The organism is Amycolatopsis sp. NPDC114484 (genome assembly GCF_055633755.1).
Genome location: NZ_JBVKDQ010000003.1, coordinates 583,578 through 596,742, shown reverse-complemented (window position 1 = coordinate 596,742; position 13,165 = coordinate 583,578). Strand labels below are relative to the sequence as shown.

Below are 13,165 nucleotides of genomic sequence, written 5' to 3'. Positions count from 1 at the left end.
GGGATGGAGTCGCGAACGTCCCCCTCGTGGTCTCTGTGGCAGTCCACAGTGGACCACCAGGTACGAGGGGAACCTTCGCGGCAGGGGAGGAGTCGCGAAAGTTCCCCTCGTAGTACTTGGGATGGCGGACAGCAGCATCGAACCGGGAGTGGTCGCTCCACAGTGGACGCGGGCAAGGCAGCGTTGTCGCTGAGCGGAAATGAACCTGCGCGGACGGACTCGCGCGGAGGCTGAGCAGAACGAGGGGAACTTTCGCGGCAGGGGAGGAGTCACGAAGGTCCCCCTCGTGGTCTGTGGTCAGGCAGGAGCGAGCTTGCGCAGGTGCGAAACCAGCTCGGCCGTCGGAAGGCCGCACAGTTCGGCCATGCGCTCCAGTGCGGCGAAGTCGAACGACACCTCGTCGGTCGAGGCGCTCGCCGAAGCGGGCTGGCCGGAAGCCGCGGGGGCCGAAGGGCTTGGGGTGCTTGAGGATCCAGGTACGGGAACGGAAGGCCGGGAGGCGGCACTCGCCCGGGCGGGCGACGCGGGCAGCACGACTCCGTTCTGCCGCAACCTTCCTTCGGCCCAGCGCCGCAACGGAGTCAGCTCCGGACCGGCTTCCTCGACGACCCGGCGCAGGTCGACGCGGACCCGGCCGGGTTCCTCGGTGAAGACCCGGCTGTGCACCTTCGCCAGCAAATCCTGCGGAAGTTCGTCCATCGCCACGCACAGTTCGACCAGGCGTACCACGGAACACTGCCGGGTGCCCAGTTCGTACGTCGCCAGTGTCTGCAGCGAGATTTCGCTCTGCAGATGCGCGTTCAGCTCTTTGCGCGTCCATCCCCGGCCACGCCTGAGCTTGCGCAGCTCGTCTCCCAGCACTCGCTGGTAGTGCTCAGCGTCGATCACGGCCCCTGCCCCTCAACCAACTTCGCGGACGCGGGCTTGCGTCCCGGTGGTGAAAGTGCCGAAGCGGCCGCTCATTACGCGGGTTTCGGGAAGATTTTCTACTTGCCCCGAATGGAGCAACGCGTCAGTTGACGCAGGGCACCCCGTCAGCGGTGATCGGCTGGTCGTCGCTTCCCGGACCGGACGGCTCGGCCGGGGGTGCGGCCTGCTGGGCCGGAGGCGCTTGCGCCGCACCGGTTCCGCTCGACGCACCGGCGGACGGCTGGTAGTCCGAACCCAGGAACACCTTCACGTGGCCCTTGGGCACGCTCTTGTCCTCCTGCACCGTCGCCTTGGTGCCGAGCGCGTCGGCGACCGCCTGTCCGGCCGCTTCACCGCCGCTTGGGACCCAGATCACAGTCGTCTTCCGCGAGGACGCGTTGTCCGTGTTGCCCGCGGTGAAGCCCTTGTCCACCAACTGCTTGGACACCGTCGCCGCGAGGCCGGTGCGATCCGACGCGTTGCGCACGTCGACCGTTGTGTCCTTATGCGACTCGTCCGGCTTCTGCTGCTGTTGTTGTGCCGGGGCGCCGTCGGCTCCGGCCTGCGGGCCGGCGAGGCCCTGCACGAACGCCTTCACCTTCGCCGGGTCGACCTTGACCGCGACGCCGTCGTTCGGCGTGCGGTACTCGACGTTGTCGACCGGGATCGTCCGGAACTCGAGCTGTCCGCCGGTGAGGCCCTTCATCTGCTGGGCGAAGCTGAAGATGTCCCAGTTCTGGTTCAGCACCACGGACTTCTTGATCGCGTCGACCAGCGCGTTGAGCTTGCCCGGGTCGGTCAGCGTTCCCGCGGACAGGATCTTGCGCGCCATGCCCGCCATGAACACCTGCTGGCGCACCACCCGGTCGAGGTCGCCGCGCGGCAGCCCGTGCCGCTGCCGGACGAATTCCAGCGCCTCCACCCCGGAGATGGTGTGCTGGCCCTTGGTGAAGTTCGCGCCGGAGTAGTCGTCGTCGACGTTGTCCTTCAGGCAGACGTCCACGCCGCCGATGGCCTTCGTGATGTCGCTGAAGCCGAGCAGGTTGATCGCCGCGTAGTTGTCGATCGTGGACCCGGTCAGCTCCTGGATCGTCGAGATCAGCAGCCGCGCCCCGGCCTGGTTGGCCTTGACGTCGAGTTCCTTCGGATCGGTCACGCCTTGCGCCTGCAGGTCCTTGCGCGCCTGCAGCATCGCCCTGGCGTACGCCGAGTTGATCTTGTGCTTGCCGTAGCCGGGGATGTCCACGTACGAGTCGCGCGGCAGCGACATCGCGACGGCCTTGCTGCCGTCGTTCGGGATGTGCACGAGGATCAGCGTGTCGGTGTTCAGCTCGCCGTCCGATTCGCCCGCGCGCAGCTGGGCGAGCAGTTCCGGCGACAGCGGGTTGCCCTGGGCGTCGGTGCGGCTGTCGAGGCCGACCAAGAGGATGTCGCGGGCGCCGTCGGCGGGCTTGTCGCCGCCCGCGCCCTCGCCGATCACGTCGGAGTAGCTCAGCCCGTTGACCAGCCCCTGCAGCGACGCCCACGCGTACCCGGTGAGCCCCATGACCAGCAGCGAAACGACTGCGAGAGCGATTTTCGCGCCGCGCATCCCGCCGCGGCGGGACTGTCGGCGCGAAGGTGGCCCTTGCCGACGAGGCGGACCCGACGCCTGCGGTTCGCGTCGCGAGCGGGGCGGTGGCCCGGGCCGCCGCGCCGGTCCCCGGCCGGGCTGGTCCTGCCACGAGCGGGCGGGGCGGCGATCGCCTTGCCCGTTCCGAGGCGGGTAGTCCACGCGGTCGGCTCCTTCTCGTCGTTCTGGTCGTCCGCTTCTGGAGACGCATGGTGCCGGGCGGGGGTTGCGACGGATTCGCACCTCCCCCGGACGGTGTGGCGTCCACCACCCATCGTCCGGTATCCGAAGCATTTTCGCCCGGTCGGCGGTACGCGTGTCGCGGTCAGGGCGCGGCGGCGGCCGCCCTCCTCGCGGGGACCAGGCACGAACCCGCTCCGACCAGGGCGAATACTGCGGTGAGGAGGTGCAGGACGACGACCGCCGAGCCGTGCGTCTCACCGCCCGCGGCGGCCACGAGCGACGGCACGCAGGTCAGTGCGGCGGCGAACCACGTCGCGGCCGAGGTCGCCGCTCCGCCGGTCCGGACCGCGTGCAGCAGCAGGACGCCGAGGAGCAGGTGCACGAGGCTCTGGACCGGGTCCAGCCGCAAGCCGAGCACGTCGGCGTCCGCGGCTTCGGCGCCGAACCGGGCCAGCGCGAGACCGAACACGCCGAGCGTCGCGTACCCGATGCCCAGCGTGGCGGCCGCGCGAGTGAGCAGCACCGGACGGCGGCCGGTCGGGGTGTACGGAAGCGGCGCGACTGACGTCTCGGCACCGGGTTTGCCGGGCTTGCCCGGGTGCCGCTCGAACCACCAGAAGACCAGCGCCGCGGGCACGAGCAGCAGCGCCACGGCGGCGAGCGTGCGCGGACGCAGCAGCCAGCTCAGGCCGTTCGCGATCGGTCCGGGCAGGTAGACCACGGCGACAAGCAGCAGCATCGCGGCGAGGAACGCGAGGTACAGGCTCATCGGGGCGCGCAGCATGAGCGCGGCGGTGCGGGTGACGCGGTCGCGCCCGGCCCAGCGACGCAGTGGAGTCGCGAGGAGCCCAATGAGGCCGAGCTGCGAGACGCCCAGCAGCAACACGGTCCACGGCCTCGCGGACAACGCGGCAGGCGCGCCCGGGTTGCCGAGCAGTACCGGCGAAGCGTCGAAGGCGAACACTGCCACCGCGAGGGCCGCGACACCGCTTACGGCGGCCAAGCCGAGCACTGCACGGCGAAGCCGGACGCCCTCCGCGTACGCGAACGCCACCTGTTGCGCGAGGAGCGCTAGGGCGAGCGTGGCGGCGTAGCGCGGCCAGGAGACGTCCGTCCAACTCGCGACGAGCTCTCCGGCTACGACGACGGCGGTTAGCGCCGCGACCGACCACAACCGCGTCCGGCGGTAGAGCGCGAGCAGCATCGGCGCGCCGACGACGGTCAGCAGGTAGACACCTAGCAACCACAGCGGGTGCAGAGCGATCCGCATGACGGTGGCGTTGGTCCCGGCCGGGATGCCCAGCAGCTCCAGCGCCAGCGGCACGATCAGGGCGACCACGGCGAAGATCAACGCCGGGCGCAGCAGAGGACTGGACCGTTCGGCCAGGTAATGCCGGTAGCCGCGGTCGCGTTCGGCCCGCCAGCCCGCCGCGTTGGCGAGCCCGCCCGCGAAGAAGAGCAGTGGCGTGAGCTGCGCGAGCCAGGTCAGCGGCCACCAGGTGGTCTCCGGCGCACCCGCCCAGTCGGCCAGCGCGGTCGCCGATTCGCCGATCAGCAGCGCCGCGGCCCCGGCGATGCCGAGCACCGCCCACGGCCGGGGGACGCCGCGGGGCAGCCGCGGCCGCGGGGTCGTCCGGCGGGCGGTGTGCCAGCCGCGCAGGCGCATCACGAGCAGGCAGCCGATCACCAGCACGCCGGCCACCATCGGGCCGATCGGGTCGCCGACCGGCGGGCCCCAGCGCTGGTGCCACGAGTTGACCACCAGCCCGCCGGTGAACACCGACGCGACGAGCTGGCAGGTGCGCTCGGAGTTCATCGGGTTCAGCTCGCAGGTGCGGTGCATGTCCTGCTCCAGCCGGTCGTCGAGCGACGCCCGGGCGGACTGGTCGAGCGGGTGGCCCTTGTCGTTGGCGTAGCGGAGCAGGTCGTAGCCGAGGTCGTGCGCCTTGCACGGGACCGAGAAGTCCCACTTCGTGTTGTCGTCGCCCCACGGGGCCGAGCAGCCGCCGTCCAGGTGCGCCGCGCGGACGGTGCCGTCGCGAGCGGGCAGCGCGCCCGGCTTCACGCCGGTGACCGCGGTGAAGTCCTTGGGCAGGAGCGCCAGCGCGGTGGCCTCGCCGCCGGGGTGGGCGAGCGCGTCGACCGCGTTCCGCGCCGCGAGCACGCCGCCGGTCGGCGGGCCCTGGTCAGGCGGGGACGCGGGCCGCGAGGCGATCAGGCCGAACCCGAACACCACGAGCAGGACGAGCAGCAGCCAGCCGGACGTCGACCAGGGTCGTCGAACGCGAACGGCGGCCGGGGCACGGTCGTCGGTGGCTGGCATGCGCTCCAGGGTGCCAGCCCGGTGCGCGCCGCGGGAGGCGGCTGTCCCCCTCACCCGTGCGGGGGGTAACCCCCGGGTGATCCGGACGTCCGTGAAGGGGCCCTTGGGGGAATCAGATTCCCTCAAGGGCCCCTTCACGGACTTTCGCCGGTACGGAAGCCGCGGAGCCTGTCTTGTCCCAGCGGGCCGGGGCGCTGCGCCTAGCGGCATCGCGATACCGAACCCGCCGAACGCCGTGCTGGACGCACTCAATGCCGCCGGGGTGGCGCTCCCGGCCGGGAGCGCGGCGGGGCGGGCTCGATGCGGAGTGCGGGAGCGTGCGGCTCGGGAGGGTCGGTCCGAGGTGGGCCCAGTCGCGGTCGAGCACGGGGAGCCGCGCGGGCCGGGTGCGGGCCGAGGTGGGCCCAGCCGCGGTTGAGTCCGACGTGAGCGCGACGGATTTTCGTTCCTCGGCCAACCGGGTTCGGCAATCCCGGCGCCCGCCGTTCCGGTCCGAAAACCGGCTGCCGAGGTTTGCCGATGCGCCGACAATTAACCCGGCGGCCCAATCCGGCGGCGGAACGGGGTGCGGGCCGTTGCGCACAGTTGCTGAATCGGTTTCGCGATTAATCTCGAACAGTGCCGGTGATCGGAATTGTGGATCACTCGGAAGGCAGATTCGCATCCGCGAAGCGCACCTGGTTCCGGCCGCCTTCCTTCGCGGTGTAGACGGCCGCGTCGGCGGCTTGCAGCAACTGTTCCAGTGTCGTTCCGTTAGCCCCGAGCAATGCGACGCCGATCGAAGCGGTGCGGCCGGTGATCAATGCCGAACCGCCGCGTTTGTCGGTCGTCACGATGCGCTGATCGGCGATTGCGGTACGGATCCGTTCCGCGGTCACCTTCGCCGCCGTGGTGTCCGCGTCGGGCAGCAGGATCAGGAACTCCTCGCCGCCGAAGCGGCCGATGATGTCCTTGGGACGCGTTATCTCGTCGAGAGTTTGCGCCACCGTGCGGAGCACGTCGTCGCCCGCCGGATGGCCGTACGTGTCGTTGATCCACTTGAAGTGATCGAGGTCGATCATCAGCAGTGCCAGGGTTTCCCCGCCGCGCGCGGCCCGCGCGAGCGCGCGCTCCGCGGACTCCGACCACCCGCGCACATTGAAGATCCCGGTCTTCGGATCGGTGCGCGCTTCCGACTGCAGTTGGTTGATTTCCGCCAGCCGGTTGCCCAGCACCGTGATGAGCACGAGGATCACGATCGCCGGAGGGATGTTCACCAGCAGGATCGTCGCGATGGTCCCGAGGCTGATCGTCGACAGCTCCAGCAGGTTGTCGTCCTTGGTGCCCAATACGTTGCGCAGCGTGGGCGCGGACGTGCCGCCGAGCGCGAGCAGGCCGCCGATCACGAGCGCCTGCAGCGCCGCGTAGCTGAAGCCGACGAGCATCAGGATTCCGAAGACCTGCAACGAGTTCGCGGGCGAGAGCCGGGCCAGTTCGGCGGACGCGAAAGTCTGGTACAGGTGGTGCGCCAGAAGTGCCGACACCGCATGCGTGAACGAGGTGAACACGAACTTGTGCGGGGGCCGCCGGGAGTTGAACCACCGCTGGACGCGCAGCAGCGCGATCAGCAGCAAAGTCAGCGGGATCGGCAGCAGCAGCGCGGCCGGGAACACCCAGATGCCGGTCAGGTCGATGTGGACGGCGGTGACCCGGTTGCGCCGCCGTTCCTCTTGCCGACGGGTGAGCTGGATGTGCACCGTCGCGCAGCCGGCGAGGATCGCGAACCGGCCCCAGTCCACGAGATCCGGGCTCGGCGACGTGACGACGCCGAAGGTCAGCAGCGCCACCGCGATCGCGTCCCAGGCGAGCAGGAAAGCGATCATCCGGCGCGGTTTCGTCCAGAGATCCCAGGAGGAAACGGGGTTCCCGGCGATCAGTGCGCGCAGCCTTCCCGCGCCGCCCTTCGCGGCGGGCGGTTCCTCCCCGGGGCCGCGGCGTTCACCGCGCGCCGGTTCGGTTCCGGGCATCGGGCCGTGCCTCCTCCGGTGTCGGATGCGGTTCCCGGACGGTTCCCGGTTCTGCGCCGTTATCAGTTGCCGGTATCATCTCACTCACCGACTTCGAACGCTGTATTCGGTCGTAGTCTCCGAACCCGGAGACGCCTTCCGCGACAACTGCTGCATCCATGAAGTAAATTGCGGAGGAGCGTCCCCGCCGTCCCCCCGAGTGAGGTGTTTTCCCATGCGCGACCGCGAAGCGTGAATCGACCTGTTGTCATTTTCCGATGAATTGTCAGCGAGCGGAGGTGAGCAGCTGTGCGTGACCGTGAAGCGTGAGTTCTGTGACCGATCCACGACGGATTCGTGACAATGCGAACGGAGGTGTGTTCCGTGCGTGACCGTGAAGCGTGAAACGAGTTCCCGTCCGGCGTACCCGGACCCATTCGGCCGGTGCCTCGACCCCGGCCACCGATTCATCCCGCAACCCACGATCAGGCCCCGGCCGCGACCGCGTGCCGCACCCGGGTCCACGAGAACGCGGTGGGGATCGCCAGAGCCACGCCGGCCAGCCCGGCCAGCGCGATGGCGGTGACGGCAGACCCGGTCGCCTGTGCGACCACCCCGCCGAGAGCCACCCCGATGCCCTGCGCCACGCGCAGCCCCGTGCGGTAGAGCCCGCCGGCCCCGCCGCGCAGTTCGTTCGGCACCCAGGTGGAGAACGTCGCGGTCACGGTGATGATGTAGGCGCCCATCGCACCGGCGAGCGCGAGCAGCACCAGCGCGACCACCAGATTCGGCTGCAGCAGGAACAGCGCGAGCAAGGCCAGCGACGTCGTCGCCAGCACTCCGAGCAGCCGCTGCCGGACCTCGGCGGACGCGAATTTCGACAGCAGATAGGCCCCGGCGACGAAGCCGAGCGGGTCGGCGGCGAGCAGCCAGCCGACCGCCGCGGACGGCGCGTTCAGCTGCTGGGCCAGCGGCGCGGCCAGCCCCTCGGGCACCACGGCCAGCCCCACGAGCCACGACAACGCGATCAGCACGCGCAGTTTCCGCTGCCCGAACACCCAGCGCGTCGCGGAGAACCAGGTGTTGTGGTCGCCTCCGGCAGCGGGCCGGTTGTGCACCCACACCCGCACGATCACCGCGGCCACCGCGAAACTCACCGCGTCGATCGCCAGCGCCCACGACGTGCCCACGGCCGTCACCAGCACGCCGCCGCCGGCCAGGCCGAGCAGCTGCACGGTGTTGGTGGTGATCCCGCGCAGATCTTGGCTGCGCAGGTACAGATGGTCGTCGGCGAACACCTCGCGGGTGATCGCGTTCTGCGCCGCGTTCGCGGGAGACGCGGCCAGCTGAACCGCGATGAGCAGCAGGCACAAAGCGGCCAGCGGCATTCCGGGCAGGCTCATCAGCCCCACGAGCACCGCTTGCGCCGCGGCACTCATGCTCAGCACGGCCCGCCGCGGATAGCGGTCGGCGAGGAACGACAGACCGAGCCCGCCGGCGAGCGCGGGCAGGAAAGTCAGCGCGTACACGACCGCAGCCCATAGCGCGGAACCGGTGCGGTGGTAGACGAGGATGGACAACGCCACCTTCGCCAGCTGGTCGCCCGCGCTCGAGATGGCCTCCGCCGCCCAGAGCACGCGATATTCGACATTCCGCAGCGGTGCCGTCAGCCGAGAGGTCGCTTCGGTCGTCACGAGATGACCACTGCCCCTCCCCGATCGAGTGAATGCCGGTGCCCGCATTGTGCCTTCGCCAGTAGCGCTCCTGGCCAGGAGTGTCACTACTCCGGCCAGGGCGTGCACCCTCAGTATGCCGCTGATCACACCAGGGTGAACAGTCGGGAAGAATCCGGTGGCCGGAACGCGGAGCCGTTCGGACTGACCTGCCGCGGGGTACCCGTGCCACTGATCAGCTTTCCTCGTTCGGCGCAGCCCGACCACCGTTCGTCGCCATCGACCGGTGCGACTGGGCCGAACGGTCCAACACTGGGAGAGACCCGGCGGAGCGTTCGTCCTCGCGCCGGGCGCACCAGCGGGGAGTGAGCGTGGACAGACTGTTGCAGGACAAGGCCGTGGTCGTGACCGGGGCCGGACGCGGGCTCGGGGAGGCGTTCGCCGTGCACGTCGCCCGGGCGGGCGGCGCGGTCGTCGTCAACGACGTGGACGCCGAGCTGGCCGAGCGCACCGCGGAGACGATCTGCGGCCACGGCGGGCGCGCGGTCGCGAACGGGCACAGCGTGGCCGACCCGGCGCAGGCGCAGGCGATCGTCGACCAGTGCGTCGCCGAGTTCGGCCGGATCGACGGACTGGTCAACAACGCCGGGCTCAACTACGAGGCGCTGCCCTGGGAGGACGACGCGGAACAGGCCCGCCAGCTGGTCGAAGTCAACGTGCTCGGCGTGATGTACACCGGGCTCGCCGCGATCCGCGCGATGGTGGCCGCGGGCGGCGGCGGGTCGATCGTGAACATCTCCTCCGGCGCGTCGCTCGGGCAGCGCAAGCTCGGCGTGTACTCGGCGAGCAAGGGCGCGGTCGCGTCGCTGACCTATTCCTGGGCGCTGGACCTCGACGACTCCGGGATCCGGGTGAACGCGGTGTGCCCGGTGGCGCACACCCGGATGGTCTGGAAATCCGAGCGGGCGCTGCGCGCGTGCCCGCCGGAGCGCACGCCGGCGAAGATCGCGCCGCTCGTGCTGTTCCTGCTCGGCGAGGGATCGCACGGCATCACCGGGCAGATGATCCGGTGCAACGGCCCGCAGCTGCACGTGATGGGGCAGCCGTACCTGAAGCAGCCGATCCTGGAACGCCCGGACTGGGACACCGAGACTGTGCAGCAGGCGTTCGACGAGGTGTTCTCCGCCCACCTGGAGAACTACGGACTGGAAAAGCGCGTGCCGCCTCGGCTGCGCAAGTGGACGGAGAACTCCCGGCAGGCCTCGTGAGCGCTTACGAGGAATAGAGCGAGGCGATGTCGGAGCCGTAGCGGTCGTTGATCACCCGGCGCTTGAGCTTGAGCGTCGGGGTCAGCTCGCCGGTTTCCGGCGTCCACGCCGTCGTGATGACGTGGTACTTCTTGATCTGCTCGGCCCGCGCGAGCCTGCTGTTGGCCGATTCGACGGCCCGGGCGATCTCCGCCTGGACCGCCTCGTGCGCGGCGAGCGCGTCGATCCCGGCCGCTTCGACGCCGTTGGCCGCTGCCCAGCCGGGCGCGATCTCGTCGTCGAGCACGATCAGCGCGGTCACGTACGGCCGCGCGTCGCCGATCGCGACCGCCTGGCCGATCAGCGGGTGTTCCTTCAGCAAGCCCTCGATCCGGGTCGGCGCGATGTTCTTGCCGCTCGAGGTGATGATCAGTTCCTTCTTGCGGTCGGTGATCGTGACGTACCCGTCGTCGTCGATCGTGCCGATGTCGCCGGTGGCGAACCAGCCGTCGGCGTCGGTGGCCGGTTCGATCGTGCCGTCCGGCTGCAGGTAGCCGAGGAACACGATGGGGCCGCGGACGAGCAGTTCGCCGTCCTCGCCGATCTTCACCTCGACGCCGTCGATCGGACGGCCGACGGTGCCCGCGCGGAAGGCGTCGGCGCTGTTCGCGGTCGCCGCGCCGGTGGTCTCGGACAGGCCCCAGACCTCGCGGATCTCGACGCCCAGCCCGGCGAGGAAGTACAGCACCTCCAGCGGCAGCGCGGCCGCGCCGCTGGACGCGATGTGGAGCTGGTCGAGCCCGAGCAGCCCACGCACCGGAGCGAGGACGGTCTCGTCGGTCTTCGCGATGCGCTCGGCGAGATCGGCCGGGACCTCCTCGCCCGCGCTGCGGAGTTTGTAGCCCTCTTGCAGGAGTTCGTTCGCCGAGATGAGCGCCTCGCGCCGGTCTTCGGGGATGCCGGCGAGCATGTTCTTCAGGCCCGCCACCATCTTTTCCCATACCCGTGGCACGCCGAAGAAGCTCTGCGGATGCACCTGGCCGAGCGCCGCGACCACGCCGGACGGATCGCCGACGGTGTGCACGTGGCCCGCGGCGACGATCGGCAGATAGATAGACAGCTCGCGTTCGGCGATGTGCGCGAGCGGCAGGTACGCGATGTTCGTGGGGTGCATCGGCGCCTTGTGCAGTGTGTGCACGGCGATGCCCTCGTGGATCGCGTTGCGGTGAGACAGCACGACGCCCTTGGGGTCGCCGGTGGTGCCGGAGGTGTAGATCATCGCGAGCGGGTCGTCCGGGCGGATCGCCTGCCAGGCTTGGTCGAACGCCTCGGGGTCGGCGGCGAGCGCGGCGCGGCCGGCTTCGCGCACCGCCGAGTACGCGACGAACCGGTCGTCGCCGTCGGGGATCGCGGATTCGTCGATGACCACCACGCGGCGCAGCGCGGGCAGATCGTCGAGGACCGGCAGCCAGCGGGACAGCTCGTCGGCACCGGCGAGGACGACGACCGGGGCGGCACTGTGCCGGGCGACGTAGCGGATCTGCTCCGGGCTGAGCGTCGCGTACGCCGTGCACGGGAGGGCCGCCAGGTGCACCGCGGCGAGGTCGGCGATCAGGTGGTCCGGCGAACTCGGGGCCATGATCAGCATCCGGTCGCCCGCGGCGAGGCCGAGCCCGGCGAGCCCGCGGGACACCTCGGCGATCGCGGTCCGGAACTCGCTCCAGGTGAGCGTCGGACGGCCTTCGAGATCGAGCGAGGTGAGCGCGGGCCGGTCCCCGTACTCGACGGCATTGCGCCGCAGCAGCGACGGGATGGTGCGGCCCTCGGCTTGTTCGGCGATCGACTGGGTCAACGCTGACCTCCTCCGGTGGTGCCTGGTCAGGTCACTGTAGGTCGTCGGCGCGGCGGCCGATAGAGAATCCCGGCCAGCCTCGGCGCTCGATAGACCGGCCCGGCTCCTGTTAGAAAGGGGGCGAACCGGGACCCGAGGAGCGTCGATGACCGAATCCGCCGTGCGCAGCGAGAGTCTTGCCGACGAGGCGGCCGCGCTCGATGCCGCCGACCCGCTCGCCGCGAAGCGCGCGGAGTTCGACCTTGACCCGGAAGTCGCGTACTTCGACGGGAATTCTCTTGGCGCGCCGCCGAAACACGTCGCGGAGCGGTTGAGCCGGGTCGTTCGCGAGCAGTGGGGTCGGCGGCTGATCCGGTCGTGGACCGAGGGCTGGTGGGAAGCCCCGCAGCGGGTCGGCGAGCGGATCGCGCCGCTGGTCGGGGCTGCGGCCGGACAGGTCGTGGTGGCGGATTCGACGAGTGTGGACCTGTTCAAGGCGCTCGTGGCGGCGGTGCGGGCGAACCCCGGCCGCGACGAGGTGCTGGTCGACGCGGCGACCTTCCCGACCGACGGCTACGTGGCCGACCAGGCGGCCCGGCTCACCAGGCACACCGTGCGGCGCGTGCCGGTGGCGGAACTGCCCGGCGCGGTGAGCGAGCGGACGGCGGCGGTGCTCGTGAATCACGTCGATTACGTCAGCGGACGGCTGCACGACATGCCGTCGGTCACCGAGGCCGTGCACGCGGCCGGCGCGCTCGCGGTGTGGGATCTCTGCCACAGCGTCGGCGCGATTCCGGTTCAGCTCGACGCGTGCGACGTCGATTTCGCGGTGGGCTGTACGTACAAATTCCTCAACGGCGGACCGGGTTCGCCCGCGTTCATCTATGTGGCACAGCGGCATCAGGCGGAATTCGATCAGCCGCTCGCCGGATGGGCCGGGCATGCGGATCCGTTCGGAATGGAACCGGGTTACCGCGGCAGCGCGGGGATCGCGCGCGCCCGCGCCGGCACTCCGGACATCCTCTCGATGCTGGCGCTCGACGCCGCGCTGGACGTCTGGGACGGCGTCGACCTTTCCGTGCTGCGCGCGAAAGGCTTGGCGCTGGGCGATTTCTTTTTCCGGTGTGCGGACGAACTGCTGCCGGGAGCCGACATCCCGACGCCGCGCGAGCACTCGCGGGGACACCAGGTCTCGGTGCGCGACCCTGGCGGGCAGCAGACGATGGACGCGCTGCACGAACGCGGCGTGCTCGGCGATTTCCGGCCGCCGGACGTGCTGCGGTTCGGGCTGGCCCCGCTGTACACGACTTACGCCGAGGTGCTGCGAGCGGTGACCGTGCTGCGCGAGGTGCGCTGAAAAGAATTCGCGCAATATCCGCGCGGATTCGCCGGGATCCGGCCG

The 13,165-nt window shown here is 70.4% G+C and carries 8 protein-coding genes; 2 read left to right on the top strand and 6 right to left on the bottom strand.

The window, feature by feature from the left end; genetic code table 11:
- Positions 1–297 precede the first annotated feature (297 nt).
- From ACZ7SW_RS12035 to ACZ7SW_RS12015, 5 genes are all read right to left on the bottom strand, one after another.
- Positions 298–888: a helix-turn-helix domain-containing protein gene (locus ACZ7SW_RS12035; RefSeq protein WP_470230411.1), complete on the bottom strand. Its 591-nt coding sequence runs from the start codon at positions 886–888 to the stop codon at positions 298–300.
- A gap of 124 nt (positions 889–1,012) precedes the next feature.
- A complete protein-coding gene (locus ACZ7SW_RS12030; protein WP_470230410.1) occupies positions 1,013–2,683 on the bottom strand; it encodes an LCP family protein in 1,671 nt (556 codons plus the stop codon).
- Between the two features lie 163 nt (positions 2,684–2,846).
- Positions 2,847–5,027 (bottom strand): phospholipase A2, encoded by a 2,181-nt coding sequence (locus ACZ7SW_RS12025; RefSeq protein WP_470230409.1) that lies wholly within the window; start codon positions 5,025–5,027, stop codon positions 2,847–2,849.
- A 641-nt stretch (positions 5,028–5,668) separates the two neighbouring features.
- Positions 5,669–7,033: a GGDEF domain-containing protein gene (locus tag ACZ7SW_RS12020; RefSeq protein ID WP_470230408.1), complete on the bottom strand. Its 1,365-nt coding sequence runs from the start codon at positions 7,031–7,033 to the stop codon at positions 5,669–5,671.
- Positions 7,034–7,497: 464 nt separating this feature from the next.
- Positions 7,498–8,682: an MFS transporter gene (locus ACZ7SW_RS12015; RefSeq protein ID WP_470230484.1), complete on the bottom strand. Its 1,185-nt coding sequence runs from the start codon at positions 8,680–8,682 to the stop codon at positions 7,498–7,500.
- A gap of 374 nt (positions 8,683–9,056) precedes the next feature.
- Here ACZ7SW_RS12015 and ACZ7SW_RS12010 point away from each other — a divergent pair, with 374 nt between their 5' ends.
- Entirely contained in the window at positions 9,057–9,953 is an 897-nt protein-coding gene (locus ACZ7SW_RS12010; protein ID WP_470230407.1) for an SDR family NAD(P)-dependent oxidoreductase, read from the top strand.
- Between the two features lie 4 nt (positions 9,954–9,957).
- Here the strand turns inward: ACZ7SW_RS12010 and ACZ7SW_RS12005 are convergent, their stop codons facing one another.
- Positions 9,958–11,784 (bottom strand): AMP-dependent synthetase/ligase, encoded by a 1,827-nt coding sequence (locus ACZ7SW_RS12005; RefSeq protein ID WP_470230406.1) that lies wholly within the window; start codon positions 11,782–11,784, stop codon positions 9,958–9,960.
- A gap of 145 nt (positions 11,785–11,929) precedes the next feature.
- On the opposite strand from ACZ7SW_RS12005, the gene kynU reads away from it, so the two are divergent.
- The gene (kynU, locus tag ACZ7SW_RS12000; protein WP_470230405.1) at positions 11,930–13,120 is read left to right on the top strand and encodes a kynureninase; all 1,191 of its coding nucleotides are present in this window, start codon (positions 11,930–11,932) and stop codon (positions 13,118–13,120) included.
- Positions 13,121–13,165: the final 45 nt, after the last annotated feature.